The organism is Streptomyces collinus (assembly GCF_031348265.1).
Classification (GTDB): domain Bacteria; phylum Actinomycetota; class Actinomycetes; order Streptomycetales; family Streptomycetaceae; genus Streptomyces; species Streptomyces collinus.
This window is the reverse complement of record NZ_CP133771.1, coordinates 1,102,331-1,128,756: the sequence shown is the minus strand read 5'-3', so window position 1 is coordinate 1,128,756 and position 26,426 is coordinate 1,102,331. Positions and strand designations below refer to the sequence as shown.

The 26,426-nt window shown below is 72.0% G+C and carries 21 protein-coding genes; 11 read left to right on the top strand and 10 right to left on the bottom strand.

Annotated elements, in window-relative coordinates:
- Positions 1 to 100: 100 nt before the first annotated feature.
- Together RFN52_RS04970 and RFN52_RS04965 are read right to left on the bottom strand one after the other, a co-directional pair.
- On the bottom strand, positions 101 to 2,140 hold the full coding sequence (locus RFN52_RS04970; protein WP_184842877.1) for a CocE/NonD family hydrolase: 2,040 nt from the start codon (positions 2,138 to 2,140) through the stop codon (positions 101 to 103).
- A 16-nt stretch (positions 2,141 to 2,156) separates the two neighbouring features.
- Positions 2,157 to 3,470, bottom strand: coding sequence for an ATP-grasp domain-containing protein (locus RFN52_RS04965; protein ID WP_184842874.1), 1,314 nt, complete (start codon positions 3,468 to 3,470; stop codon positions 2,157 to 2,159).
- Between the two features lie 270 nt (positions 3,471 to 3,740).
- On the opposite strand from RFN52_RS04965, the gene RFN52_RS04960 reads away from it, so the two are divergent.
- Positions 3,741 to 3,872, top strand: coding sequence for a hypothetical protein (locus RFN52_RS04960; RefSeq protein WP_311240896.1), 132 nt, complete (start codon positions 3,741 to 3,743; stop codon positions 3,870 to 3,872).
- Between the two features lie 6 nt (positions 3,873 to 3,878).
- Here RFN52_RS04960 and RFN52_RS04955 read toward each other — a convergent pair whose 3' ends face one another.
- Positions 3,879 to 6,284 carry a SpoIIE family protein phosphatase gene (locus tag RFN52_RS04955; protein WP_184842868.1) on the bottom strand — a complete coding sequence of 802 codons (2,406 nt, stop codon included), beginning with the start codon at positions 6,282 to 6,284 and terminating at the stop codon, positions 3,879 to 3,881.
- Between the two features lie 161 nt (positions 6,285 to 6,445).
- A complete protein-coding gene (locus RFN52_RS04950; RefSeq protein WP_184842865.1) occupies positions 6,446 to 7,072 on the bottom strand; it encodes a LysE family translocator in 627 nt (208 codons plus the stop codon).
- 111 nt (positions 7,073 to 7,183) lie between these two features.
- Here RFN52_RS04950 and RFN52_RS04945 point away from each other — a divergent pair, with 111 nt between their 5' ends.
- A complete protein-coding gene (locus tag RFN52_RS04945) occupies positions 7,184 to 7,636 on the top strand; it encodes an Lrp/AsnC family transcriptional regulator (RefSeq protein ID WP_161369706.1) in 453 nt (150 codons plus the stop codon).
- Between the two features lie 21 nt (positions 7,637 to 7,657).
- Here RFN52_RS04945 and RFN52_RS04940 read toward each other — a convergent pair whose 3' ends face one another.
- On the bottom strand, positions 7,658 to 8,596 hold the full coding sequence (locus RFN52_RS04940) for an aminoglycoside phosphotransferase family protein (protein ID WP_229856851.1): 939 nt from the start codon (positions 8,594 to 8,596) through the stop codon (positions 7,658 to 7,660).
- Positions 8,597 to 8,778: 182 nt separating this feature from the next.
- On the opposite strand from RFN52_RS04940, the gene RFN52_RS04935 reads away from it, so the two are divergent.
- From RFN52_RS04935 to RFN52_RS04925, 3 genes are all read left to right on the top strand, one after another.
- A complete protein-coding gene (locus tag RFN52_RS04935) occupies positions 8,779 to 9,615 on the top strand; it encodes an alpha/beta fold hydrolase (RefSeq protein ID WP_184842858.1) in 837 nt (278 codons plus the stop codon).
- Between the two features lie 147 nt (positions 9,616 to 9,762).
- Positions 9,763 to 10,776 (top strand): helix-turn-helix domain-containing protein, encoded by a 1,014-nt coding sequence (locus RFN52_RS04930; protein ID WP_184842855.1) that lies wholly within the window; start codon positions 9,763 to 9,765, stop codon positions 10,774 to 10,776.
- Positions 10,777 to 10,823: 47 nt separating this feature from the next.
- The gene (locus tag RFN52_RS04925; RefSeq protein WP_184842852.1) at positions 10,824 to 11,492 is read left to right on the top strand and encodes a DUF5701 family protein; all 669 of its coding nucleotides are present in this window, start codon (positions 10,824 to 10,826) and stop codon (positions 11,490 to 11,492) included.
- Between the two features lie 6 nt (positions 11,493 to 11,498).
- Here the strand turns inward: RFN52_RS04925 and RFN52_RS04920 are convergent, their stop codons facing one another.
- On the bottom strand, positions 11,499 to 13,823 hold the full coding sequence (locus RFN52_RS04920) for a helix-turn-helix domain-containing protein (protein WP_184842849.1): 2,325 nt from the start codon (positions 13,821 to 13,823) through the stop codon (positions 11,499 to 11,501).
- 74 nt (positions 13,824 to 13,897) lie between these two features.
- Here RFN52_RS04920 and RFN52_RS04915 point away from each other — a divergent pair, with 74 nt between their 5' ends.
- Positions 13,898 to 14,365, top strand: a complete 468-nt coding sequence (locus tag RFN52_RS04915; RefSeq protein WP_184842846.1) for a MarR family winged helix-turn-helix transcriptional regulator — start codon at positions 13,898 to 13,900, stop codon at positions 14,363 to 14,365.
- Positions 14,366 to 14,422: 57 nt separating this feature from the next.
- Here RFN52_RS04915 and RFN52_RS04910 read toward each other — a convergent pair whose 3' ends face one another.
- Positions 14,423 to 14,917 (bottom strand): carboxymuconolactone decarboxylase family protein, encoded by a 495-nt coding sequence (locus RFN52_RS04910; RefSeq protein ID WP_311240895.1) that lies wholly within the window; start codon positions 14,915 to 14,917, stop codon positions 14,423 to 14,425.
- Positions 14,918 to 15,003: 86 nt separating this feature from the next.
- Between RFN52_RS04910 and RFN52_RS04905 the strand changes: the two genes are divergently transcribed.
- Both RFN52_RS04905 and RFN52_RS04900 read left to right on the top strand, forming a co-directional pair.
- A complete protein-coding gene (locus RFN52_RS04905) occupies positions 15,004 to 15,990 on the top strand; it encodes a pirin family protein (RefSeq protein WP_184842840.1) in 987 nt (328 codons plus the stop codon).
- 65 nt (positions 15,991 to 16,055) lie between these two features.
- Positions 16,056 to 16,394: a GNAT family N-acetyltransferase gene (locus RFN52_RS04900; RefSeq protein ID WP_184842837.1), complete on the top strand. Its 339-nt coding sequence runs from the start codon at positions 16,056 to 16,058 to the stop codon at positions 16,392 to 16,394.
- A 48-nt stretch (positions 16,395 to 16,442) separates the two neighbouring features.
- Here RFN52_RS04900 and RFN52_RS04895 read toward each other — a convergent pair whose 3' ends face one another.
- From RFN52_RS04895 to RFN52_RS04885, 3 genes are all read right to left on the bottom strand, one after another.
- A complete protein-coding gene (locus RFN52_RS04895) occupies positions 16,443 to 17,564 on the bottom strand; it encodes an AI-2E family transporter (protein WP_229856856.1) in 1,122 nt (373 codons plus the stop codon).
- Positions 17,565 to 17,706: 142 nt separating this feature from the next.
- Positions 17,707 to 18,486 carry a polysaccharide deacetylase family protein gene (locus RFN52_RS04890; protein WP_184842835.1) on the bottom strand — a complete coding sequence of 260 codons (780 nt, stop codon included), beginning with the start codon at positions 18,484 to 18,486 and terminating at the stop codon, positions 17,707 to 17,709.
- Between the two features lie 190 nt (positions 18,487 to 18,676).
- Positions 18,677 to 18,892: a hypothetical protein gene (locus RFN52_RS04885; protein ID WP_184842832.1), complete on the bottom strand. Its 216-nt coding sequence runs from the start codon at positions 18,890 to 18,892 to the stop codon at positions 18,677 to 18,679.
- A 204-nt stretch (positions 18,893 to 19,096) separates the two neighbouring features.
- Here RFN52_RS04885 and RFN52_RS04880 point away from each other — a divergent pair, with 204 nt between their 5' ends.
- From RFN52_RS04880 to RFN52_RS04865, 3 genes are all read left to right on the top strand, one after another.
- Positions 19,097 to 19,882, top strand: a complete 786-nt coding sequence (locus tag RFN52_RS04880; protein ID WP_184842829.1) for a class I SAM-dependent methyltransferase — start codon at positions 19,097 to 19,099, stop codon at positions 19,880 to 19,882.
- A 276-nt stretch (positions 19,883 to 20,158) separates the two neighbouring features.
- The gene (locus RFN52_RS04875) at positions 20,159 to 25,384 is read left to right on the top strand and encodes a family 43 glycosylhydrolase (RefSeq protein ID WP_184842826.1); all 5,226 of its coding nucleotides are present in this window, start codon (positions 20,159 to 20,161) and stop codon (positions 25,382 to 25,384) included.
- Between the two features lie 611 nt (positions 25,385 to 25,995).
- Positions 25,996 to 26,319: a hypothetical protein gene (locus RFN52_RS04865; protein ID WP_311241267.1), complete on the top strand. Its 324-nt coding sequence runs from the start codon at positions 25,996 to 25,998 to the stop codon at positions 26,317 to 26,319.
- Positions 26,320 to 26,426: the final 107 nt, after the last annotated feature.

Here is a 26,426-nt window from a genome sequence, read left to right as displayed (position 1 = left end):
CGGGGGCCACAGGCGGGAGCGGCACCGGTCCGCTCCCGCCCCGCCGCGGGGTGCTCGGATCAGGCCGGCCGCCGCGGCCCCCCACCGCCGACGACCCGGCCTACAGCAGGTCGCGGGGCACCGTCTCGTTCCAGGTGCGGGAGAAGACCCGGCGGTCGCCCTCGTAGGCGTCGAGGGTCGCGTCGACGAAGAAGTCCGTCTCGTCGCAGGTGAGCCGGGTGCTGGTGACCACCTGCACGTCCCAGTCGTCCCGGTGGAACCGCATGGTCCACGTGGTCTCGCCGCCGACCGAGGTGAAGTCGTCGGCGACCGCCGTGTAGCGCTCGTGGGCGCGGCGGCCGGCCTCCAGGCCGATGTCCTCGAAGCGGACCGTGCCCCGGTCCTTCACGATGTCCAGCTCGGAGCGGTAGTCGATCAGGTCCCGCTTGACGTCCCAGCGCTCCTCCGGGGGCGTCACCTGGGTCATGGCGAGCGGGGGAGTGCCCTCGGGCTCACCGAAGGGCGACGACGCCACCTCGTCCGGCTCGTTCACCGGCCGCACCGGCAGGGTGAGCGTGCTGGAGTGCTCGTGGACGCCGAGCAGGGCCGGCTTGGGTGCGGGCCAGGCCAGCGGCCAGTAGGACGTCGACAGGGACAGCCGGATGCGGTGGCCCGGCGGGAACGACTGCGCCACACCGTTCAGCGGGATGGTGGCCCGGTAGCGCCGGCCCGGCTCCAACGGCTCGGGGGATTCGGTGCTGTCACGGCGGGTCAGGTTCAGGATCCCGTACGAGACGCGCGTCGCGGCGCCGTCGGGGCTCACGTCGGACAGCCGCGCGGCCACCAGGGCGACCGGCTCGCTGACCGTCAGGTCGAGCTCCACGCTCGGCGAGCCGAGGATCTCCACCGGCTCGGCCAGCGGTTCGCTGTCGAAGACGAGCGAGCCGCCGTCCTCCTCCCGCTGGTCGTAGGGCAGGTCCGGGGGCGCGTTGTAGGAGGCCCACTTGCCCGCGAACTGGCCGACGGACAGCGGCGAGCGCACGGTCATGGCCGCGCCGCCCTCGGAGGGCGCGGCCGTGGCCTCCTGCGCGGGTCCGATCGTGTGCCGCGTGAGCGGGTGCGTCTCGGGCCGGATGTGCGGCGACGGCCAGTCCGGCTCGCCGACCCAGCGGCCCGGCCGCTCCTCGTAGGACGTGGAGGGCGGCACGCTGTCCTGCATCCACGCCAGCAGCATGGGGCCGTCCATGACGCCGTTGTCGACGCCCTTGAGCCAGTGGTCCCACCACCGCACCAGCTCCTGGAGGTAGCCGATCGCCGGGCCGGGCTCCCCGAGGTGGGGGAACTTGTGCGACCAGGGCCCGATCAGCCCCTTGCGGGGCACGTCCAGGTTCCCGAGCAGCCGGGTCACGGCGTTGGAGTAGCCGTCCGCCCAGCCGCTGGACGCCAGGACCGGGCAGCGCACGCTCGCGTAGTCCTCGCACACCGAGGCGTGCCGCCAGTAGTCGTCGCGCCGCTGGTGACGCAGCCACTCCAGCACCCACGGCTCGGTGTTCTCCAGCCGCTCGTGCCACATCCCGCGCCAGCGGTCACCGACCACGGCCGGGTCGGGCGGGCAGGTGCCGTAGGCGAACATGGTGCCCGCCTCGGCCAGGTTGTCCGACAGCAGAGCGCCGCCCATGTAGTGCATGTCGTCGGCGTGCCGGTCGTCGGTGAACGAGGCGATGGCGATGGCCTTCAGGGACGGCGGCCGGCGGGCCGCCACCTGGAGCGCGGCGAACCCGCCCCAGGAGATGCCCATCATGCCCGTGCCGCCGTCGCACCAGGGCTGCTCCGCCAGCCAGGCCAGGACCTCCTCGGCGTCCGCCTGCTCCCGCTCCAGGTACTCGTCGCGCAGCACGCCCTCGGAGTCGCCGGTGCCGCGCAGGTCGACGCGGACACACGCGTAGCCGTGCCCGGCGAGGTAGGGGTGGTGGATCGAGTCCCGTACGGCCGTCAGGTCGCGCTTGCGGTACGGGATGTACTCCAGCACCGCCGGCACCGGTTCCTGGTCCGAGGAGGTGGGGCGCCAGATGTGCGCGGAGAGCCGGACCCCGTCGGACATCGGGATCGTGGCGTGCTCCTCCTCCTTCGTCTCGTACGGCAGGTTGGTCACGTAACGCATGGAACCCACGTGCTCCTCACTTCTCGGCTGCGTCGGCCTCGGCCGGGGCGTCCTCGAAGGCCAGGCCCAGGGCGGCCACGCAGTGGTCGAACTTCTCCCGCAGCTCCGCCTCGTCCGCGCCGCCGGTGTAGATGTGCGCCAGCTCGTAGCTGTAGCTGTCCTGACCGGGGAGGTCCGAGAGCCGGTCGCCCTTTGCGGGGATCACCTCGATGCGCACCCCGGGTGTCTCCCGCTCGATGCGGGCGATCTCCTCGGGGCCCGGCACCCGGCGCACCACACCGTCGGTGAACCAGCGGTGGTACCACTTCGCCGCCATCGCGTACGGGCCCTCGCGGTGCGGCATGTGTGGGTCCTCGCCGAGGGCGAGACGGACCATGCAGTGGTGGTTGGGCACGCCGTCGACGTACTGGAACAGCTCCGCGTGCGACTGGGAGTGCCGCGGGTTGATCTCCAGCAGGTTGATCTCCTGGGTCCGCGGGTCGTAGAAGTACTCGATGCTGAAGGTGGCCGAGTCCATCCCGATCTGGCGCATCACGCGCTCGCTGACGTCGTGGAGCTGGGCGATGACCGGCGGCGGCAGCGTCGAGGGGTACTGGTGGCGCAGGAAGCAGGGGGAGTCCGGGTACTGGATGGAGTCCAGGACCCCGTAGACCGTCACCTCGCCCTGGTGGACGTAGCCCTCGACGGCGACCTGGACGCCGGACATCGACTCCTCCGCCAGGCAGACCCGGCCGCCCACACCGTTCATCTCCGGAGGCAGGTCGATGCGTTCGAGGATGTGCTCGAAGGGCCGGCCGATGCGGGACATGCCGTCGCGGATCTCGGAGACGGCCTTGTGGAACTCCTCCTCGTCACCGACCCCGAAGGCGAGCTCCGAGGAGTACGAGAGGGCGGGCTTGAGCCACATCGGGAAGGTCACGCCCTCCGGCGGGCGCGGCGGCTCGGCCGACAGGTCGACCTGGCCGAAACGCGGGTGCCGGTCGGTGACCTTCTGCTGCTCCAGCCGGCTCCAGTACTTGTGCTCGCACTTGACCACCGACTCCAGGCTGGTGCTGCGGGTGCCGTAGCGCTCGCTCAGCATCGGGACGAGGGTGCTGACCGGGAAGTCCCAGTAGCCCACGATCGCGTCGATGCTGCCGTCGAACGCGTCGAGCACGCCTTGGGCCTTGTCGAGCAGCGTGGGCAGGTGCACTTCACCGACCTGGAGCTCCTCGATGGTCAGCAGCTGGTGAAAACGCAGCCGGCCGGCTCCCGGGACCTGCTGAAGCGTGGGCAGATTGGCCTCGTCGAGCCCGATCACGAAGACGTTCTTCACCGTCTCGTCAGACACGGTTCTCCTTCCTACGGCGGACGGCCCGAAGGCCGGCTTGCAAGATCGTCGGAGTACCCGTCGTGCCTGCCGGCATGCCGGTCCGGGCATCGCGCCCGTACCGGGCGGCCGGGACCTGCCACCGGTGAAGCGGGCCGGGCGAGGACGGCGCGACCGGTGAAGCGGGCCGCGCCGTGGACGACACACGCAAAGGGGCGCCGCCGCCGCCCACCTCAACAGCGGACCGGAGCGGGGGCAGATGGGCAGCAGCACGGTGATCGACCATGCGGCGTGCGCGGTCTTGGAGCCCAGCCCGAGGAGGTCGCGCCGACCTGCGCCTGCCTTGCCCCCCCCGACGTCGACTCCAGCTACACCGTCGGCGAGGTCATCGCGGTGACCGGCGGCATCGTCGACACGCGGTAGCCCCGCTCACACCCCGGCGGGCAGGGGCTGCTCCGCCCAGATGGTCTTGCCCGTGGCCGTCTGGCGGCTGCCCCACCGCTCGGCGAGCTGGGCGACGAGCAGCAGGCCCCGTCCGCCCTCGTCGAAGACCCGGGCCCGGCGCAGATGCGGCGCGGTGTTGCTGCCGTCGGACACCTCGCAGATGAGGGTCGAGTCGCGGATCAGCCGAAGCTCGATGGGGGCGCCCCCGTACCGCAGCGCGTTGGTGACCAGCTCGCTGACGATCAGTTCGGTGGCGAACTCCACCTCCGTCAGGCCCCATTCGGCCAGTTGCTCGCCCGCCATCTTGCGGGCCCGGGCCACGGCCGCCGGTTCCGGGGGCAGCTGCCAGGTGTGGACCTTCGCGGCGTCGAGCGCGGCCGTCCGTGCCAGCATCAGCACGATGTCGTCCTCGGGCCGGCCGGTCAGCACCGTGCGCAGCACCCGGTCGCAGGTCTCGTCGAGCGTGCCCCCGGGAGTGCTCAGCGCTCGGTGCAGCAGGCCGATCCCGACCTCGATGTCGTGGTCGGGCGCCTCGATCAGGCCGTCGGTGTAGAGGGCGAGCAGGCTGTTCTCCTCCAGTTGCACCTCGGAGGCCTCGAACGGCAGGCCGCCCAGACCCAGCGGCGGCCCGGCCGGCAGATCCAGGAACCGTACGCCGCCCCCGGGAGTGACCAGCGCGGGAGCCGGATGCCCGGCGCGCGCCATGGTGCAGCGTCGGGACACCGGGTCGTACACCGCGTACAGACAGGTGGCGCCGACCTGCCCCGACGCCTCCTGGGCGCCGCGCACCTCAGGGCCCTCCTCCCGGTCCAGCCGGATGACGAGGTCGTCCAGCTGGGTGAGCAGCTCGTCGGGCGCGAGATCGACGTCCGCGAGCGTCCGCACGGCCGTCCGCAGCCGGCCCATCGTGGCGGACGCCTGGATGCCGTGGCCCACCACGTCGCCCACCACCAGGGCCACGCGGGCGCCGGACAGCGGGATCACGTCGAACCAGTCGCCGCCGATGTCCGCGCCGGCCCCGGTCGGCAGATAGCGATAGGCGACGTCCATCGCCGCCAGCTCCGGAGGCCGCTCGGGGAGCAGGCTGCGCTGGAGCGCCAGCGCCGTGCGGCTTTCCCGGGTGTACCGGCGGGCGTTGTCCACGCTCACCGCCGCCCGGGCGACGATCTCCTCCGCGAGCAGCAGGTCGTCCTCGCTGAACCACTCCGGCGTCCGGTGCCGGAGGAAGTGCACCAGGCCCAGCGTCACACCCCGGGCGCGCAGCGGCACCATCATCACCGAGTGGATCAGGTACCGGGACACGGTCTCGGCGCGGGCGGGGGAGGACTTGAGCCACTCCTGCAGCTCCGGGTCCCCGGGCCGGTGCCGGACGCCCCGGCCGGCGTCCAGGATCCGCAGCGGCAGTGTCCCCACCGGGTAGCGGGTCGTCTCACCCGAGGCGACCACCGACTCCGGGCAGCCCCGGAGCACCGACAGCTGCGCAGTACGCCGCACGGTGACCGGTGTGTCCGGCGGTAGCGGTCCCGGCTCGTCCCCCAGGGCGACGGACTCCAGCAGATCCACGGTGACGAAGTCCGCGAACCCGCCGGTCACGGCCACCTCGGCCATCTCCTCGGCCGTCCGGGTCACGTCCAGGGTGCTGCCGATGCGCAGACTGGCATCGTTGAGCACCGCCAGCCGGCGGCGGGCCCAGTACTGCTCCGTCGTGTCGAACACGGTCGCCGACATGCCGTGGACCGCGCCGGTCTCGTCCTTCAGCGGCGACAGGAACATGGACCAGGCGTGCGGCCGGGTCTGGCCCGGGGCCTGCGCGTGCTCCTCGTGGAAGATCATCTCGCCCGTGCGCAGGACCTCGCGCTGGAGGCGGTCGTACTCGTCGAAGGGCGGGTTCGGCTCGATCTCCCACAGGGTCAGGCCCTTCATGTCCTCCGCGGACCTGCCCATGACCTCGGTCATGATCTCGTTGGCGGCCACCAGCCGGGCATCGCGGTCGTAGACCGCCACCGGCACGGGGAGCTGGGCGAGGGTGAGGTCCCACAGCGGCAGGGTCGTCCCCGGTTCGGCCGGGGCCGCCGGGTACACCGGCACGGTTCCGGTCACGAGCCAGTGCCGCCCGCCCCCGGCGTCCGCCAGCGGCGTCCCCTGCAGCCGGACCACGACGTGGTTGCCGTTCCGGTGCCGCAGCGCCACCTCACCGGCCCAGCGCCGGCCGTCGGCCGCGTGCCGCCGTGTGGACTCCGGGAGCCGGGCGGCGAGCAGGTCGGTGACGGGCTTGCCCAGGAGCTCGGCGGGTTCGTAGCCGAGCAGATGGCGAGCGCCGTCGCTCCACACCGTGATCGCCCCGTCGGCGTCGACGACGACCACCAGGTCCTCCGGTACGCGTCCCTCCACGGTGCCTCCGGGTGTGCCGCCGCAGCCTGCTCACGATTCCCTGCACCGATTGTCCCGCTACCGACCCCCTGAGGCTCGTCTGCCGCAGGGCGCTGAGGTGACCAGGGCGAACACCCGGACGGCCGGGCGGATCCCCTGCTCGAACCCCCGGCGGGGGGCCGTCAGCCGGCCAGACGCTCCACCAGCAGGAACCCGCCGATGACGATCATCATCGCGCCGGAGACACGGGTCACAGCCCGGGCCGCGGCGGGCCTGGTCCTCAGGACCGTGCGGGCCAGGACTCCGACGGTGAGGTAGACGACGGCGCAGGCGGTCATGTGCAGCGAGCCGAGCAGGCCGGTCTGGCCGGCGACCGGCCAGGCACCCGCGGGGTCGATGAACTGCGGGAACAGGGAGAAGTAGAGCAGCAGGGCCTTGGGGTTCAGGCCGCTGATCCCGATGCCCCTGAGCATGACCCGCAGACGGGAGGTGCCCTCGGGGCCCGACTGCTCCCCGGCGGCCGTCAAGGTGGCCGGCTGCCGCAGCACTCCCCAGCCGAGCCACACCAGGTAACCGGCCCCGGCCACGGTCAGCGCGGTGAGCAGCGTCGCCGAACTCGCCACGATCACCACCAGCCCCGCCACGGCGAGCAGGGTGTAGCCCGCGTATCCGGCGACCAGCCCGGCGACCGCCGGCACCACCGACCGGTCCCGCAGGCCGGACGTGATCGCGTAGGCCCAGTCCGCGCCGGGGGTGAATATCAGCAGCAGATCCACTGCCAGGAAGGCCGCCAGCGTGGTCGTGTCCATCGATCGTTCCCTCTCACATGCCGTGGTGCGAGAGGAAGGTTAGGCCGGATCGAACCGAAGGTGTTCCCTTCTTTACTCCTTGACCGTGCAGTCTGAGGCAGAATCTTCTCCATGGATGCCCTGGACCGGAAAATTCTTACCGAGCTACAGCTGGACGGCCGTCTCACGGTGACCGAGCTGGCCGCGCGCGTGAAGCTGAGCGTCTCGCCCTGCCACCGCAGACTGCGCGACCTCGAACGCGAAGGCGCGATCCGCGGGTATCGGGCGGTGGTGGACCCGTCCGCCGTGGGCCTCGACTTCGAGGCGCTCGTCTTCGTCACCATGCGCCTGGAGGACGCCGACACCGTCTCCGCGTTCGAAGAGGCGGTGGCCGCCGTCCCGCACGTGCTCCAGGCCCAGCGGCTGTTCGGCGACCCCGACTACCTCCTGCGCGTCGCCGCCACCGATCTGACCGCCTTCCAGCAGCTCTACGACCAGCAGCTCGCCCGGCTCCCCGGCGTCCAGCGCCTCAACTCCACCCTCGTCATGAAGCACGTCGTCGACGACCGGCCGCTGCCCGAGTGAGCGGCCCGCGGGCAGCCGGTCTCAGCCGCCCAGCCCCCCGGCGAACGGCATCGACCGCCACTGCTCGACCGCCGGCTTGAGCGCGTCCACCAGCAGGGGCAGCTGCGGCGCGAGCGCGAGACAGGCCACCGCGCGGGACATGCCCACCGCGTTGACGACCCGCAGCACGTCCTGGTCCAGCCGGCGCAGACCCAGCCGCCCGGCCGCTTCGTCGTAAGCGGCCTCGCACTCGGGGCCGAGAGCCGCAAGGTCCCACTCGACCGGCCCGAGCGTGGTCAGTTCGAAATCGGAGTACAGGACGCCGTCCGGACCGGAGACGATGTTGGCCGCCGGGGCGTCCCCGTGGACGGGCTGCAACCCGATGCCGGGGAACACGGCCTCGAACCCCGCCCGTGAGGCGACGACCGGCTCCAGGACCTCCCACTCGCGCCGCGCGCGGTCGAGATCGGCCGGCTCCAGGAGATCGGGGCGCGCTTCGAGCGCGGCGAGCCCCTCGGTGACGAACCGCGGTTCGGCCGCCGAGAGGAACGGCAGCTCACCCGGGTAGGAGCGCAGTGCGACGTGCAGGTCGGCTACCAGCCCGGCCTGACGCACGAAATCCGGCTCGGCGCTCTGGTCCAGCTCCACGAACTGCCAGAACGTCATCGAGAAACCGTCCCGCAGCACCGGCTCCCGCGGCACGAGCGGGCTCGGCGGGATCACCGGGTGCCCCTGATCCGCGAGCCACCCCGCCACGGCCAGCTCCTGTCGCTGCCGGGCGGCCCGGTATCCGGCGTCGGCGTAAGGCGGCAGGACGGTCGGCACCCTGACCACCACGGGTGACGGAGCCAGGTGCACCACGACGGAGAACACGTCGTAGACGACCCTCGCGTCGGACACGTCGAGCCCCAGATCACGCCCCGCGGCGACGGCAGCGGCCAGGGCACGGGAGGTGCGGGCGGACATCTGATCAGGTGTCATGAACCCTTCCATGGCGCCGATGCTGTCACGCCGGACACAGCGGGCGCACCAGGTTGAGGACCACCGGCCGCCTGTGCGCACCGGGTCAACACCGGTGCGCTGTGGGGCAATCGGTCCGCTCCCGTCCGTCCTAGCGTGGCCGGGTCCCTTGCACCAGCCGCTCGGAAACGAGGAAGCAGCACATGCCGTACATCACCGTGGGCCAGGAGAACTCCACCCCCGTCGACCTGTACTACGAGGACCACGGATCCGGGCAGCCGGTCGTCCTCATCCACGGCTTCCCGCTCGACGGCCACTCCTGGGAGCGGCAGAGCGCGGTGCTGCTCGACGCCGGCTACCGCGTGATCACCTACGACCGGCGCGGCTTCGGGCAGTCCTCCCAGCCGACGGCCGGCTACGACTACGACACCTTCGCCGCCGACCTGAACACGGTGATGGAGACCCTCGATCTGCGCGACGCCGTCCTCGTCGGATTCTCGATGGGCACCGGCGAGGTCGCCCGGTACGTGTCCGCGTACGGCTCGGCCCGCGTCGCCAAGGTCGCCTTCCTCGCCTCCCTGGAGCCCTGCCTGCTCAAGTCCGACGACAACCCGGACGGGGTCGCCCCGAAGGAATTCTTCGACGGGGTCGTCGCGGCGGTGAAGGCCGACCGCTACGCCTACTACACGGCCTTCTACAACGACTTCTACAACCTCGACGAGAACCTCGGCACCCGGATCAGCGAGGAGGCCGTGCGCAACAGCTGGCTCGTCGCCGCGCGCGGCGGATTCTTCGCCGCGGCCGCCGCGCCCGCGACCTGGTACACCGACTTCCGCGCCGACATCCCGGCGATCGACGTGCCGGCCCTGATCCTGCACGGCACGGGCGACCGCATCCTGCCCGTGGAGGGGACCGCACGGCCGTTCCACAAGGCCCTTCCGGCCGCGGACTACGTGGAGATCGAGGGCGCCCCGCACGGTCTGCTGTGGACCCACGCGGAGGAGGTCAACGCGGCGCTGCTCGCCTTCCTGGCGAAGTGATCCGGCGAATCCCGGCGAAGCGATCCGGCGAAGTCATCCGATTCTTCCCCCGATTCTTCCTGGACCGCCCCTGGGCGGCGTGGTGACATCGTCGAGGCGGCAGCAGAGACCACCTGCCGGCCTTGATGATGCCCAGGGGGAATACAGGTGCCCGTCGTCCTTTCCACCGCGTCACTGTCAGCGGCCGAACGGGGGGAGCGCTGGCACCACGCGGTGAGCCGCACCTTCATCCCGCTCGACGTACGACTCCTCGAGGACGATCCGTCGCCCGGCAGCATCGTCAGCAACCGCCTGGGTTCCTTACAGGTCTCGCAGGTCGAGGCCGGTCCGCAGGTCGTGACGCGCAGCAGGCGGCTGATCGCCCGGGACGGCAAGGAGTTCCTGATCCTGACCCTCCAGCGGCGGGGCAGCGCCCTCAAGGAGCAGGACGGCAGGGAGGCACGCATCGGACCGGGCGACTTCTCCCTCTCCGACTCCTCCCGGCTGTTCCGGAAGAAGGTGGAAGGCGCGTTCTGCTTCACCTCCTTCCACTTCCCCCGCCAGGATCTCCGGGTGCGCGACGAGGACCTGCGGGCGCTGACCGCCACGGCGTTCTCCGGCCGGGAGGGCAGCGCCGCCCTGGTGGCCGCCTACTTCGCGCGTCTGGCCCGCGAGGCGGCACACCTCGACGCCGTCGCGGGCCGGCAGTACGCCGCCACGGCGCTGGACCTGCTGGCGCTGCTGATCGACGAGCGCTCCGGCCGCTTCACCCCCCAGGCCCCGGAGACCGCCGCGGCCACCCTCGTGCGCGTCAAGGACCACATCCTGCGCCACCTCGCCGACCCCGGCCTCGCACCGCCCGCGATCGCCGCCGCGCACTTCGTCTCGGTCCGCTACCTGCACAAGCTGTTCCAGTCGGAGGGCGTGACGGTCGGGGAGTGGATCCGGACGCAGCGGCTGGAGCGGTGCCGCCGGGATCTGCTGCGCTCCCCGGCCCCGGGGGACGGGGTCGCGGCCGTCGCCCGGCGCTGGGGGTTCACCAGCCCCAGCCACTTCAGCCGCACCTTCCGCGCGGCCTACGGGGTGGCGCCCCGCGAGTGGCGGATCCACGGCCTGGCCGGCGAAGCGGTGACGGACGCGGCGGAGCGGGAACGTCCCGGCGGACCGGCTCGTTGCCCCTGAGTTCGCCCACGTCCGAGTCCGTCCGCGTCGCCGACCCAGGGAGCACCGTGCCCGAGACCACGCCCGACCCGTCCACCGTTGCGACCGCACTCCCGGCCCTGAGCGCGCAGGCCGAGCGGCTGATCGAGCTGGGGGTGCACGAGTTGGCCGGCCTGTCCGCCGAGGAGATCCGCACGTTCGCCGCGCGGGCCGAAGCCGGGGCCGACGCCCGGGGTGCCCTGCTGGCCGTGCACCCGGACCGGGCCCCCGCCTCGGCCCTCGCGCCGCTGCTCCGCCGCGCCGGCAAGCCGGGCTTCGTCGTCGTCGACATGGCCGACGTCGACGCGTTCACCCCCTCCGCCCTCGAACTGCCCGGCGCCCCGCTCTACGTCGTCCACGGCATCGACCGGGGCGACCACATGGCCAACTGGTCGCCGGACGAGGCCCTGCCCGCCCTCACCAAGGAGGACCGCACCCCGCTGGTGCTCACCGAGGGCATCCACTGGGTGCTCCAGCAGCCCGGGGCCCTGGAGCGGAACCTCTGCTTCATGACCATCGGCTCCCGGCTGCGCAAGCCCGACGGCAGCTTCGACGCCCGCACTCCGGCCATCTGGATCAGCAACGGCACCGGCCGGGACGGCCGCGAGCGCCGCAACGCGCCCAAGGTCGGATGGTGCTGGTGGAACAACCGGCACACCTGGCTGGGCTTCGCCTCCGCGACGGGCCGCCGGGGCTGAGTCCCGTCACTGCGCGAACCGGGTGAGCGGCGCCGGCCGCCCCGCGGTCAGCGCGGCGAGACCCGCGCGGGCCTCGTCCCGCACGTCCGCGGGCACGCGGTCCTCCAGGGCGAGCACGGCCCGGTACTCCGCGGCGGCCTCGGCCCGCTCGCCGAGACACGCCAGCGCATGGGCCAGATGCAGGTGCACCTTGCCTGCCTGCTTGTGCCATCCTCGGGCGTCGAACTGCCCGCGGGTCGAGCGCAGCGCGTCGACGGCGTCCTGCCACCGCCCCTCGTCGAGATGGACGAACGACACCGCGTAGAGCGCGGTCAGGACGGTGAACTCGCGGACGTTGTCGGGGATCCGGTCCCGGTGGCGGGGATCCGCGAGCGCGTCCATGATGCCCCGGCAGGTCTCCACGGCCGCCTCACCGCGCCCCGCCCCGCGCAGCACCCGGATCATCCCGCAGGACACCTGGAGGTAGCCGTTGACGTCGTCCGCCTCGGTGAACAGCGCCATGGCACGGTGATAGTGGTCGGCCGCGGACGCCGCCTCGCCGACGGCGTCCCGCAGCCAGCCGAGGTACGCGTGCGCCCACGCCTGCTGGAGGACGTCCCCGGCCGCCCCGGCGAGACGCAGCGCGTCCGTGGCCGACTCCACCGCCTCGTCGTGCCGGCGTGCGCAGGCCCAGTACGCCCAGGCGAGGTAGTTGCGGTGGGTCGCCTCCAGCGCGGCGTGACCCAGGGCCGCCCCGGCCGCCGCGGCACGCTCGTAGACCTCGACCCAGTGACCCCAGGACACCCAGTGGTCGGAGAACCAGTGCATGGCCTCCGCGACCTCGGCGACCCGCGTGTGCTCGCCGTGGGCCGCGGCCTCCCGGAACGCGGCCAGCCAGAGGTCGCCCTCGGCCCTGATCCAGCGCGCCGCCTGCTCACGGTCGTCCAGGGCGACCAGCCGGCCGGGATCCGCCGGTGGCATCCCGTAGTCCGGCTCGTGCCAGCGTCCGGCGAGGACGGCCGTGTCCAGTGCCCAGTGCCGTAACCGGGACCGCGCGGCGAGCGACCTCTCCTCCCCGTCCTGCGAGCGGTGCCGGGCCGCCGCGTACAGGCGCAGCAGGTCGTGCAGCCGGTAGCGGTCCTGACGGGACGTCATCAGCAGCCCGGCCTCCAGCAGTTCCTCCAGGAGGTCCTCGGCATCGGGCAGGGGCACGTCCGCGACCACGGCGGCAGGGGCGGCGCTGAAATCGCCGCCCGGCAGGAGCGACAGCAGCCGGAACATCCGGGCGGCCTCGGGAGCGAGCCGGGAACACGACAGCGCGAAGGCGGAGTTGACCCGCAGATCACCCGCGCTGAGCGCGTCCAGCCGTCGGTCCTCGTCGGCGAGCCGGCCGGCGAGCCGCTTCAGGCTCCAGTGGGTGCGGGTGGCGGCCCAGTTCGCGGCCACCCGCAGCGCCAGCGGCAGATGCCCGCACAACGCGCCGACGGCCTCCGCGGCCCCCGGCTCGGCGTCCACCCGCCCGGCGCCCACCACGGCCCGCAGCAGGACGGCGGACTCCTGCCGGCTCAGCACCCCGAGCCCGACGCGCCGCACCCCCTCCAGCCCGGCGAGCGTACGGCGGCTCGTCACCACCACGAGCAGCCGCCCCGCACGCGGCAGCAGCGGCCTGACCTGGGCCTCGCTGCCGGCGTTGTCCAGCACCAGGACCGCACGGAGCCCGGCGGCGAGCTCGTGGTAGCGGGCGAGACGCTCCTCGGCGGTCAGCCGAGCCAGCTCGGCGTCCTCCACACCCCACGCGCTCAGGAGCACCGCCACGGCCTGGCCGGCGGGCAGCGGACGATCGTCCAGACCCCGCATGTCCACCAGGAACGCCCCGTCGGGACAGGGCGATTCGGGCTCCTCGGCCAGCCGGACCGCCAGCGAGGTCTTGCCACTTCCGGGCGGGCCGGACACCACAGCTGCGGGCGGTGCCACTCCTCGGCCCTCGGCGGCCTCCCGCGCGAGAGCGCGCAGCACGGTCAGTTCCGCCTGCCGGCCGACGAAGTCCCGTACACCTCTCGGCAGGGTGAGGGGCGAGACCCTGACGCCCTCGGCGGGCCGCGCCCCGGCGCGGGCCGCGCGGGCGGCCGCGAGAAGCTCCGCGTACGCCGACTCGTCCAGGTCCAGGCCCTGGGCGAGCGCCGTGATGGTGCCCCGGTGCGGACGCCGGCTCCGGCCCCGCTCCATGTCGCCGATGGCACGCCCCGAGACCCCCGAGGCCTCGGCCAGCTCCTCGATCGTCAGCCGGCGGCTGTGCCGCAACGCGCGCAGCAGCCGGCCGAACGGCGCCGTGATCCCCACCCCAGTGCCCACCGCGCGATGATACGTCCGGCCCGTGACGCCTTCCCCTCATTCGGTGACGCATCAACCATGCCTACACTTTCCCCATGACGGAGACAGTGCGATGGCTGACGCCGGAGGAGCAGCGCGCGTGGCGCGGCTTCGTCCGGCTGCACGAGCGGCTCGGGGGGCGGCTGGGGCGTTTGCTGCAGTCGGAGTCGAAGGTGTCGCCTGCGGATTACGCGGTGCTGGTGCATCTGACGGACAGTCCGGAAGGGCGGCAGCGCCACCAGGACCTGGCCCGGGCGCTGGAGTGGGAGAAGAGCCGGATGTCCCACCACATCGCGCGGATGGCCGGACGGGGCATGGTCGTCCGGGAGGAGTGCCCCGAGGACGGGCGCGGCGCGTTCGTGGTGATCACGGACGCCGGGCGCGAGGCGATCGAGGCCGCCGCGCCCCGCCACGTCGAGGCGGTGCGTGAACTGTTCCTGGACCATGTCACGCCCGCCGAACTGCGGGTGCTGACCGAGATCTCCGAGCGTGTCATCCGCAGGATGGACGAGGACCCGTCCTGACCCGGAAGGAGCCGGGCGGATGCGCGCGGTGCCCCCGGTGCACTGCCCTCGGTGCGTTCACGGCTGGTCCGTCGCGTGCGGCCGCACCGGATGCCGGCTCAGGATCGACACGCGGTTGAACGCGCCGATGGTGATCGCCACCCAGATCGCGGCGGAGATCTGGTCCTCGGTCAGGACCTGGCGGGCCGCCGGGCAGGCGTCCGTCTGCGCGGCGGTGTCCCCCGGATCGTTCGTCGCCTCCGCGAGTTCGAGCGCCGCGCGCTCGACGGGGGTGAACACCTCGGTGTCCCGCCAGGCCGGCAGCACGGCCAGGCGCTGCGACGACTCGCCCGCGCGCAGGGCCTTCCTGGTGTGCAGGTCGAGGCAGTAGGCGCAGCCGTTCAGCTGGGAGACGCGAAGGTTGATCAGTTCGACCGTCGTCCGGTCGAGCCCCGCCTCGGCGGCCGTTGCCCGGACCGCCTCCGAGGTCTGCACCAGGGAGTGGAAGGCCTTGGGGCTCTGCTTGTCGATGAAGATCCTCCGGGACGCCGGACCGGTGGTTCCGTCGCTCACTCCACAACTCCCTGCGCTCTGGCCGTCCGTCTGCCTCCATGACATCATAGTTGATGTGACAACTAGAGTGGTGAGAGGTGGTCCCGGTGAGCAATGTCGAAACCGACCCGGTCGCGCTGAGGTGCGGGACGGCCGTCGACGGCGACCGTCCGGCCACGGCACCCCGGGTCGATGTGCTGTCGGCGCGCGAAGTGCCCCTGGGCGGACCGCGGGCCCTGCTCGTGCGCCGGACACTGCCGCAACGGGCCAGGACACTGATCGGGGCCTGGTGCTTCGCCGATCACTACGGCCCGGTCGACGCCGGTGGGACGGGCATGGACGTGCCCCCGCATCCGCACACCGGCCTGCAGACGGTGAGCTGGCTGTTCAGCGGGGAGATCGAACACCGCGACTCCCTCGGCACCCACGCCCTGGTCCGGCCCGGCGAGATGAACCTCATGACCGGCGGGTACGGCATCGCCCACTCTGAGGTCTCCACCCCGCGCACCACCGTCATCCACGGCGTCCAGCTGTGGGTGGCACTGCCCGAGGAGCACCGGAACGCCGCCCGCGACTTCCAGCACCACGTCCCGCGGCCCGTGCGGGCCGACGGCGCCGAGATCAAGGTCTTCCTCGGCTCCCTCGCCGGCAGCACCTCACCGGTGCGGACGTTCACCCCCCTGCTCGGCGCCGAGATCGTCCTCGAACCGCACGCCACGGTCACCCTCGCCGTGGACACCGCCTTCGAGCACGGCCTCCTCGTGGACAGCGGGGACGTGCGCCTCATCGGCACCCCGCTGCACCCGGCGGAACTGGGCTACGTCCCCTGCGGCACCGACACCCTGACGGTGGCCAACGAGTCCGGCGCGCCCGCGCGCACCGTCCTGCTCGGCGGCCCTCCCTTCGAGGAGGAGATCGTCATGTGGTGGAACTTCATCGGCCGCAGCCACGAGGACATCGTCCGGGCCCGGGAGGACTGGCAGGCCGGCTCCGACCGCTTCGGCGCCGTCGAAGGGCACCCCGGACGCCGCCTGCCCGCACCCGCCCTGCCGAACGCCGTCATCACACCACGCGGGAACCCCGCCCGCCGCTGAGTTCCCGACGGTTCGGGAACCCACGCCGCCCCGACACCCCTGCCAGGCCACCTGAAAGGCACCCGATGAGCCAGTCCTCCGCCGTTCCCTCCGTCCAGCGGTCGGACACCGAGCAGCTGTACGCGATCCTCGTCGACGGACACCGCGCCGGGCTGACGGCCTACCGCGACCGCGGGGAGCAGCGCGTCTTCTTCCACACGGAGATCGACGACGCCTTCGCCGGCCGGGGCCTGGCCGCGGAGCTGGTCCGGCAGGCGCTCACCGACGTGCGCGCGTCGGGCAAGCGGATCGTGCCGGTCTGCCCGTACGTCGCGTCGTACCTCAAGCGCCATGACGGGTTCGCCGGCATCACCGACCCCGTGACACCGGACGTCCTGACGTGGCTTGAGGCGCAACTCCCCTGAGAACAGGGGCTATGGGGGAAGCCGGACCGAGGCCGGGACCGCGCCGGCTCAGTCCGCCGGAGCTGCGCCCCGGGCCGGACCGCCCGTACCGCCCCGCAGCGCCTGGTACACGGACCACACAACAGCCACCAGCGGTACGGCCACCACCGCACCGATCACCCCCGCCGCCACCGCCCCGCCGACCACCGCCAGGGCGACCACCACCGGGTGCAGCCGGACGGCCCAGCTCATCACGATCGGGTGCAGGAGGTGGCCCTCGATCTGGCCGATGACCACGATCAGGGCCACGACCACCAGGGCGACGAGCGGCCCCTTCGACGCCAGGGCGACCACGGCGGCGACCGCCAGGGCGATGGGCGAGCCGATCAGCGGGATGAACGCCGCCAGGAACTCCAGCAGGGCCAGCGGCACGGCCAGCGGCACCCCGAGGGCGAACAGCGCGATGCCCACGAGGACCGCGTTGGTCGCCGCCACCAGCAGGATGCCGTGCGTGTAACCGGTGAAGGTCCGCCAGGCCGCCCCGGCCCCGACCGCGAACCGCTGCCGGGCACGGTCGGGGAGCTGGTCGCACAGCCACTGCCACTGCTTGTCGCCGGAGTGCGTGAAGAAGACCGCGCAGAACAGGGCCAGCGCGAGCACGGTCAGCACCTCGACCAGCCGGCTGGCGCCGCTGACCGCCGTGCTGATGATGGTGGAGCGGTGGTCCGACAGGAGCTTGCCGATCCGGGACTGGAGATCGTCGAACGCGTCCGCGGGCAGCCGGAAGGGAGGTTCCTCCAGCCGTCGCTCGATCCGGTCGATCCCCGCCACGAACTCCTTCTCCAGCCCGGTCCGCTGGTCCGCCACGGTCTCACCGACCAGGGCCAGCGCCCCGAGGACGAGGACGATGCCGCCGATGAGCGCCGCGGCGACGGCGAGCGGCCGGGGCATGAACCGGGCCAGCAGACCGGCCACCGGGCGGAGCACGGCGGTGATGACGAGACCGAGGAAGACGGCGACAGCGATCCGGTGGAACTGCCCGAGCACGGAGAAGGCGACCCGGACGACGACGCCCACCGCGATCAGCCGCCACGCGTACGCGGCCGCGGTCCGCAGCACGCCCGGTACGCGCGACTCGGCGTCGTTCAGGCGCGGCAGCGCCGAGGCGGATGGATCGGGGGGCGTCGACATCTCATGCCCGTACCACCACGGGGCAGGCGAGCCGCCGGGCGGGCCCGGAATTCCCTCGAAGGCCGGTACCGGCCGGTGGAGCGGCCCGGCGGGTTTCCGCGACACGCCCGCGCCAGACTTGGGGCGTGCCCGAGCTCGGACGTCAGCGCACCGGGAAACCGAAGGAGTACCCCTGCTCCTTCAGCCACGGCAGGAGCTCCCGCAGGGCGGCGACGGTCTGCGAGCGGTCTCCTCCCGCGTCGTGGAAGAGGAGGGTCGGGCCGTTGGAGATCTCGTTCTTGACGGTGGCGACGATGGCGTTCGTGCCGGGGCGCTCGAAGTCCTTGGAGTCGACGTTCCAGCCGAGTGGGCGCATGCCGCGGGACGCGGCGAGGTGACGGCTGGAGGGAGTGAAGGCCCCTCCGGGAGCCCGGTAGTACAGCGGGCGGACGCCTCCGGATGCCTTGGTGATCATGCGCTCGGCGTCCCTGATCTGCTCCGACTGGTAGCCCTTGGACTTGTGATCCATGGTGACGTCGTGCGAGACCGTGTGGTCGCAGAGCCGGTGCCCGGCTGCCACGACCGCCTTGACCAGGTCGGGGTGGGCGCGAGCCTGCGTACCCACCATGCAGAACGTGGCCTTCACACCGTTGTCCCGCAGCACCTGGAGCACTTCAGGTGTCCAGACGGGGTCGGGTCCGTCGTCGATGGTGATGTTGACGCCCCGGGCACCGGCGTCCGAGGCGTGCACGATGCCCGCCGGCACGGGCGCCGCCTTCCGGCCCTGCGACGGGGCGGGGGGCGCCGCGACGCCCCGGTCGGGCCGGCCCTCGCCGGAACCGAGTTGCGCGTTCCAGAACGAGGTCAGGCCGGCCACCGCGGTCACCCCGAGCGCCGCTGCCAGCACCTTTGCGTACCATCCCCGTCCGCCGCTTCCCACCATGTCTTCTGTTCCTTCGCCGTCGCCGTGGAGCCCGTGCATACGGCAAGAGGGCGGACGGCGGCCGGCGGATCCGCCTGTTACCGATCACGGACAATCCCGCTGCCCGGCGGTAGCACGACGGCCCTGCGGCAGTCTCGAAGCGGTGGTGGGGCGGTGGCGGGGCGCTGAGAGGTTCTGCCTCCAGCGCGCCTCAGCCGGTCTCGCGGTCCAGCACGCGGCGGGCCGCTTCGGCCTCTGCCGCCGGGGGCGAGAGCTCGTCGAGGGTGTCGAGTTCGTCGTCCGCTTCCAGCTCCCGTTCCCAGGCAGCCGCGAGCCGTTCCTGCTCCTGACGCGGCCTGGTCCCGATCGCTTCGCGGTGCTCCGGGTCGAGAGCCGCCAGGAATCGTGCGAGGGAATCCGTGGGCATGCGGGGCTCCTTGTCGTGGGGGAGGGGTGCCACCTGCCCCAGCATGGCTGAACCCCTCCGCGTCGGCCGCTCGACACAGCCGGGGGACACCGCGTCGCCCGGGCGGTGGTCAAAACCCCGGTTTCGGTCCGGAGAACCGGGTTCCCGGTCCTGATCGATGCCGGATCCTGGAACCACGACCAGCCAGGGGAATGGAGACCCGCCATGACCAGCACGTTCCGGCCTGACTTCGGACTCACCGCGCAGGACTACGGCCGCCACCGCGCCGGATTCCCACCCCAGATCGTCACTCACCTGTACCGGCACGGCATCGCCTTTCCCGGCAAGGACGTACTCGACCTCGGGACCGGCACCGGCGCCCTGGCCCGGCTGCTCGCGCAGGCAGGGGCGCGGGTGACCGGCCTCGACCCGGCAGCGCCGCTGCTCGAGCAGGCCCGGGAGCTCGACCGGGAGGCCGGGGTGGAGACCGGCTACCGCGTGGGCACGGCGGAGTCGACGGGGCTGCCGGACGGCTCGTACGACGTGGTGGCGGCCGGCCAGTGCTGGCACTGGTTCGACGCGCCGAGGGCCACGGCGGAGATACGGCGGCTGTTGCGGCCGGGCGGGCGGGTGGTCGTCGCCCACTTCGACTGGCTGCCCCTGCCGGGCAACGTGGTCGAGGCGACCGAGGAGCTGATCCTCTCCTTCAATCCGGCCTGGACCCTGGGCGGCGGCACCGGTCTGTATCCGCGCTGGCTGACCGACCTGGCCACCGCGGGCTTCACCGGCATCGAGACCTTCTCCTTCGACCTGGCCGTGCCCTACCCGCCGGAGGCGTGGCGGGGGCGGATCCGGGCCAGTGCCGGGGTGGGGGCGAGCCTGCCGCCGGACGAGGTGGAACGCTTCGACGAGGCCCTCGGCCGGGTGCTGGGCGACCGCTTCCCCGGTGAGGTGATCCAAGTCCCGCACCGCACCTGGGCCGTTGTGGCCACGAGGGGCGAGGAGGGCTGAACCGACCCGTCCGGCCCGGTGAACCGCCACGAGCCGGACGGGGGCACCGGTTGGCCCGGTGAACCGCCACGAGTCGGACGGGGCTGTTCGGCCTGTCGGACATTGTTCGAAACCTCTTGACGCTGGCCCGGGTACCGACTGAAACTCTCGCAACACACGTCACCTGCGTGTAACGGCAGGCCCACGGCAAGGACTTGCCGTCGCCTCGTCGGCTCCCCCCTTTTCCGTACCGCTGCCTTGTCCGTCATCAGCCATGCCTCAGCAGGGAACCTCCACATGACGCACGTCGCACGACTTCGCAGCCGCGCGAGACGCCGGGCGGGCCATCTCGCCGGACTGACCGCCGCGTCGATGCTGCTCACCCTCGCCGGACCCACCGCTTCCGCACACGCGGCCCCGACGGCCCCGGCGGCTTCGGCGGCCGAAGCTGCGGACATCACCGACGGCCTGGCCCTCTGGTACAAGCTCGACGCGCCCTCGGGCGGCACCGTGACCGACGCCTCCGGCAACGGCCGCAACGGCACGGTCAGCGGCACCGCCGACTGGTCGGCATCCGGTCAGGGGCTCGCCTTCAACGGGTCGGACACCTACATCAAGGTGCCGGACGACGTCATGAAGGGCATGGACGCGATCACCGTCTCCATGGACGTACTGATCGACCCCACCCAGAGCACGCCCTACTTCCTCTACGGCTTCGGCAACACCAGCGCGGGCAACGGCAACGGCTACCTGTTCACCACCGGCAACTCCTTCCGCACCTCCGTCGCGACGGGCAACTGGTCGACCGAGCAGACCACCAAGCCGTCGGACTCCCACAACCTGACCCGCGGAGTGTGGAAGCACATCACCTACGCCCAGAGCGGCTCCACGGGCGTGCTCTACGAGGACGGCGTCGAGGTCGGCCGCAACACCTCCGTCACCACCACGCCCGGCGGCATCGGCTCCGGCACCACCAAGGCCAACTACATCGGCAAGTCCGTCTACGACGGCGACAAACTCTTCAAGGGCCGGATACGCGACTTCCGGGTGTACGACAGGGCCCTGGACGGCTCCGAGGCCGAGCAGCTCTCCCTCCCCGTCGCCACGCAGGGCGTCGCCGACGACAAGGACGCCCTCAGCCTCGGTGACACCAGCGGCGTCACCTCCGACCTGGACCTGCCGAAGACCGGCCCGGCCGGCGGCTCCGCCATCACCTGGGACAGCGACAACCCGTCCGTCGTCTCGGACACCGGCAAGGTGACCCGCCCCGAGGCCGGCTCACCCGACGGCCGCGCCACCCTCACGGCGACCCTGAAGAAGGGCACCGTGACCGGCACCAAGACCTTCGACGTCACGGTCCGGCCCGCCCTCGACGACGCGGCCGCCACCCGGGAGGCCGCCGAGGCGCTCACGGTCCACAACCTCGACGACGCCCGCGGCAACCTCACCCTCCCGAGCACCGGCAAGTACGCCACGACCGTCACCTGGTCCTCCGCGAAGCCGGACGTCGTCTCCGCCGACGGCGAGGTCCACCGCCCCGCGCACGGCGACGGCGCCACCACCGTCGAGCTGACCGCCACCGTCACCAAGGGCGAGGCGAAGGCGACCCGCGTCCTGACGGCCAGGGTGCCCGAACTGCCCGCCGACGCGGCCCTCAAGGGCTACATGTTCAGCTACTTCACCGGTGAGGGCACCTCCGACGGCGAACAGCTCTACGCCGCCCTCAGCAAGGGCGACGACCCGCTGCACTGGCGCGAACTGAACGACGGCAAGCCGGTCCTCACCTCCACGCTGGGCGAGAAGGGCCTGCGCGACCCCTTCATCATCCGCTCCCCGGAGGGCGACAAGTTCTACCAGATCGCCACCGACCTGAGGATCTACGGCAACGGCGACTGGGACGCATCCCAGCGCACCGGCAGCAAGTCCATCATGGTCTGGGAGTCCACCGACCTGGTGCACTGGACCAACCAGCGCCTGGTCAAGGTATCGCCCGACAGCGCCGGCAACACCTGGGCGCCGGAAGCCTTCTACGACGCCGAGCGCGGCGAGTACGTCGTCTTCTGGGCGTCGAAGCTGTACGACAACGCCGACCACTCCGGCGACACGTACAACCGCATGATGTACGCCACCACCCGCGACTTCTACACCTTCAGCGAGCCCAAGGTCTGGATCGACCGCGGCTACTCGGTCATCGACTCCACGATGATCCGCCACGACGGCACGTACTACCGCCTCTCCAAGGACGAGCGGAACAACACCTCCTCCACCCCCAACAGCAAGTTCATCTTCCAGGAGAAGAGCGACTCGATCCTCGACCCGTCCTGGACCCCGGTCGCCGAGGGCATCGGCAAGGGTGCGATGAACGCCGCCGAGGGACCGCTGGTGTTCAAGTCCAACACCGAGGAGAAGTGGTACGCGTTCCTCGACGAGTTCGGCGGCCGCGGATACATCCCGTTCGAGACGACCGACCTCGATTCCGGCACCTGGACCCCCTCCACCGGCTACGACCTTCCCGCCAAGCCCCGCCACGGCACCGTGCTGCCGGTGACCCAGGCCGAGTACGACCGTCTGCTGCGCGCCTACCAGCCCGACCAGATCGTGAAGAGCGTCGAGGACGTGTCGGTGAAGACCCGGGTCGGTGACGCCCCGGTCCTGCCGGCCACGGTGATCGCCGAGTACGCCGACGGCGCCAAGCGGCCCGTCTCCGTCGACTGGGAGGACGTCCCGGCGTCGAAGTACGCCCAGCCCGGCACCTTCACCGTCACCGGCAGCCTGCCCGGCGGCGCCGCGATCCCGGTCCGGGCCGAGGTCACCGTGTCCGAGGAGGGACCGGACCTCCCGGCCGGCCTGCTCCTGCACTACGACTTCGACGAGACGGGCGGCAGCATCGCCCGTGACTCCAGCGGGCACGGCTACCACGGCACCTATGTGCGCACGCCCGACTTCGGCACCGGTGTCGACGGCGGCTCGTTCAAGATGTCCGGCGGCTCGGGCTCGCCGTACGTGAAGATCCCGAACGGTGTGCTGAAGAACGCCGGCAGCGTGACGGTGTCGACGTACGCCAAGTGGAAGGGCGGCAGCAGCTTCCAGTGGCTGTTCGGGCTCGGACCCGACAGCGACAAGTACCTGTTCGCCACTCCGTCCAACGGCGGTTCCAGCCTCTACTCGGCCATCACCAAGGCCAGTTGGTCGGCGGAGTCGAAGCTCACGGCCGGCTCGCAGCTCACGCCCGGACAGTGGCGGCACGTCACGGTGACGCTGGACGGCGCCACCGGCACGATGGTCCTCTACGCCGACGGCATCGAGGCGGCCCGCACCACGACCACCATCAAACCGTCCGAGCTGTACAGCGCGGCCAAGGACTACAGCGGCTACATCGGCCGCTCCCTGTACGAGGCCGACCCCTACTTCGGCGGCGAGGTCGACGACTTCCGCATCTACGACCGTGCCCTCACGGGCACCGAGGTCATGCGGCTCAGCGGCAACACCGCGGGCATCGCCAAGGCGACGCACCCGGCGCTCAAGGTCGACGCGCTCGTCGACAACGCGGTCGGCACGATCACCCTGCCCATGAAGGCGGGCACCGATCTCACCGCCCTGGCACCGGAGTTCACCCTCGCCGAGGGTGCGACGATCAGCCCCGCCTCCGGCAGCGTGCGCGACTTCACCAAGCCGGTGACGTACGAGGTCACCGGGTCGGACGGCAAGAAGCGGACCTGGAAGGTCTCGGCGCTGATCATGAAGACCCCGGTCCTGCCGGGCCTGAACGCCGACCCGAACATCGTGCGCTTCGGCGACACCTTCTACATCTACCCGACGACCGACGGCTTCGAGGGCTGGAGCGGCACGCAGTTCAAGGCCTACTCCTCCAAGGACCTGGTCCACTGGAAGGACCACGGCGTCATCCTCGACCTGGGGCCGGACGTCGGCTGGGCGGACAGCAGGGCCTGGGCACCGGCCATGACCGAGAAGGACGGCAAGTACTACTTCTACTTCTGCGCCGACGCCAACATCGGCGTGGCCGTCTCCGACTCGCCCACCGGGCCGTTCAAGGACGCCCTGGGCAAGCCGCTGCTCAAGGCCGGTGACTTCCGCGGCCAGATGATCGACCCGGCGGTCTTCACCGACGACGACGGCAAGCAGTACCTCTACTGGGGCAACGGCCGCGCCTACGTCGTCCCGCTGGGCGACGACATGACCTCCATCGACACCGCGCAGGTCAAGGACATCACCCCGAGCGGCTACAACGAGGGCACCTTCGTCATCAAGCGCAAGGGCACCTACTACTTCATGTGGTCGGAGAACGACACCCGGGACGAGAACTACCGCGTCGCCTACGCGACCGGCCCCTCGCCCACCGGCCCGTGGACCAAGCAGGGCGTGATCCTGGAGAAGGACCTGTCCCTGGGCATCAAGGGCCCGGGCCACCACTCCGTGGTCCACGTCCCGGGCACCGACGACTGGTACATCGCCTACCACCGCTTCGCCATCCCCGGCGGTGACGGCACCCACCGCGAAACCACCGTCGACAAGCTGGAGTTCGGCTCCGACGGCCTGATCGAGAAGGTCGTCCCGACCCTCGGCGGCATCGACCCGGTCACCGTCGTCCACGCCGGGCCGGACGCCACCGGCACCGAGGGCGCGGCGATCACCCTCGCCGGCACCGTCTCCGGGGCGGGCACCCCGAAGTGGACCGTCCAGGACGGCGCCCCGTGCGCGGTCGAGGACCCCGCCGCGGCCCGCACGACCCTCACCTGCACCGACGACGGCACCTTCCAGGTCACCCTGACCGGCGGGCGCGGCAGTGACACCGCGAGCGTCGAGGTCTCCAACGCAGCCCCGTCGATCACCTCCGCCAAGGGCCCCGGCTCGCCCCTCCCGGTGGGCAAGTCCGCCGTCGTCACCGCCTCCTTCGACGACCCCGGCACGAGCGACCGCCACACCTGCGAGGTCGACTGGAAGGACGGCAGCCGGCCGACGACCGGCACGGTCACCGACTCCGGCTGCCGGGCCGCACACGTCTACGACGACGCGGGCATCCACCGCCCGGTCGTCACGGTCACCGACGACGACCGCGGCACGGACACCACCACACTCCCGGAACTGATCGTGTACGACCGGGCGGCCGGACCCGTGGCCGGCGCCGGCACGATCACCTCGCCGGCCGGTGCCTACCCGGCCGGGCCGGGGCTGACCGGGAAGGCGGCGTTCACCTTGGCCGCCCAGTACCGGAAGGGAGCCACCGTCCCCACCGGCACGGCCACGTTCGTCTTCGGCCCGGCCAAGCTCACCTTCCGCTCCACCGGCTCCGACTGGCTCGTGGTGAACGGCTCCCGGGCCGTCTACCAGGGCACCGGCACCGTGGGTGGCAAGAGCGGCTACGCCTTCAGAGTCACCGCCACCGACGGCCCGGACACCTTCCGCATCAAGATCTGGAAGAAGTCCACCGGCGACGTCGTCTACGACAACAGGACCGGCGCCGGCACCAAGGGCGTCATCACCCTGGGAACTCACCGGCGTTAGCCCGGTCCTCCGGCACCGGTAAGGCGCCTGACGGACAGTTGTCCGTCAGGCGCCCTCCTCTTTCGTGACACCCGCGTCTTCGTGACCACCGCCCGCTACGGGGTGAAAAGCCCCACGGCGGCCTCCGGCGCGGTGCTCGACATCCCCGTACCGGTCAGGGGCACGACGGCCTGCTCCCGGCGCGGCCAGGGCTGAGGCCCCGGCATCATGGCAACTCCCCCGAGGGCACGGGCAGGGGGGCGCCGAGCCCGCCCTGGACGCGGCGAGCCCGCGCGCCGAGTCGAGCCTGCGCGCGCCCTGGTACGCCGTGTCCTGCTGTCCGACCAATGTGGCGCGGACGCTGGCCCAGTTGCCTGCATACCTGGCGACGGCCTACGACCACGGCGTGCAACTGCACCAGTACGCCGACATGGAGATCGCCACCTCTCTCCGGGGCGGCCACGGCATCGCGCTCCGCGTCCGTACCGACTACCCGTCCGGCGGAGCCGTGACCGTGCGCATCACCCGGTCGGCGGCGGACCTTCCGTGGACCGTGGGAGATCCGGCTCGAACTGCCCGTACGGCCGCGGGGGGTCACGGCCGACCCGCGCGTCGACGCCGTCCGGGGCACGGTGGCTGTCCAGCGCGGACCGCTGGTGTACTGCGCCGAGTCCGTGGACCTGCCGGACGGACACGACGTCGACGAGATCCTGGTGGACCCCTCCGCCCCGCCGGAGGACGGGCCGGACGGCACGGTGGTATCCGCCGGGCACATCACCGCGGACGACGGACAGCGCGACGACGCCTGGCCGTACCGTCCGCTCGACACGGCCGCCGCCACGGCGCCTGCCGACCGTACGGGGATCGCCCTGGTCCCCTACCACTCCTGGGCGAGCCGCGGGCCTTCGACGATGCGGGTGTGGCTGCCGAGCGTGGAACCGGGCGGCGACCGATGATCCGTGGCCGATGACGCACGACCCTGGGAGAACCAGGCGCCTTGCCCCATGGTAAGGTTCCCTGTTTGCAGTGTCGCTGTGTCGGTGCTCCGTTCGGCGTCCATGGC

What these genes read in the sequence shown, in the direction of transcription:
- RFN52_RS04970 (WP_184842877.1), bottom strand. Translation starts at nt 2,140, where the DNA reads ATGCGTTACGTGACCAACCTGCCGTACGAGACGAAGGAGGAGGAGCAC.
- RFN52_RS04950 (WP_184842865.1), bottom strand. Translation starts at nt 7,072, where the DNA reads ATGGACACGACCACGCTGGCGGCCTTCCTGGCAGTGGATCTGCTGCTG.
- RFN52_RS04945 (WP_161369706.1), top strand. Translation starts at nt 7,184, where the DNA reads ATGGATGCCCTGGACCGGAAAATTCTTACCGAGCTACAGCTGGACGGC.
- RFN52_RS04940 (WP_229856851.1), bottom strand. Translation starts at nt 8,596, where the DNA reads ATGACACCTGATCAGATGTCCGCCCGCACCTCCCGTGCCCTGGCCGCT.
- RFN52_RS04935 (WP_184842858.1), top strand. Translation starts at nt 8,779, where the DNA reads ATGCCGTACATCACCGTGGGCCAGGAGAACTCCACCCCCGTCGACCTG.
- RFN52_RS04915 (WP_184842846.1), top strand. Translation starts at nt 13,898, where the DNA reads ATGACGGAGACAGTGCGATGGCTGACGCCGGAGGAGCAGCGCGCGTGG.
- RFN52_RS04900 (WP_184842837.1), top strand. Translation starts at nt 16,056, where the DNA reads ATGAGCCAGTCCTCCGCCGTTCCCTCCGTCCAGCGGTCGGACACCGAG.
- RFN52_RS04895 (WP_229856856.1), bottom strand. Translation starts at nt 17,564, where the DNA reads ATGTCGACGCCCCCCGATCCATCCGCCTCGGCGCTGCCGCGCCTGAAC.
- RFN52_RS04890 (WP_184842835.1), bottom strand. Translation starts at nt 18,486, where the DNA reads ATGGTGGGAAGCGGCGGACGGGGATGGTACGCAAAGGTGCTGGCAGCG.
- RFN52_RS04885 (WP_184842832.1), bottom strand. Translation starts at nt 18,892, where the DNA reads ATGCCCACGGATTCCCTCGCACGATTCCTGGCGGCTCTCGACCCGGAG.
- RFN52_RS04880 (WP_184842829.1), top strand. Translation starts at nt 19,097, where the DNA reads ATGACCAGCACGTTCCGGCCTGACTTCGGACTCACCGCGCAGGACTAC.
- RFN52_RS04875 (WP_184842826.1), top strand. Translation starts at nt 20,159, where the DNA reads ATGACGCACGTCGCACGACTTCGCAGCCGCGCGAGACGCCGGGCGGGC.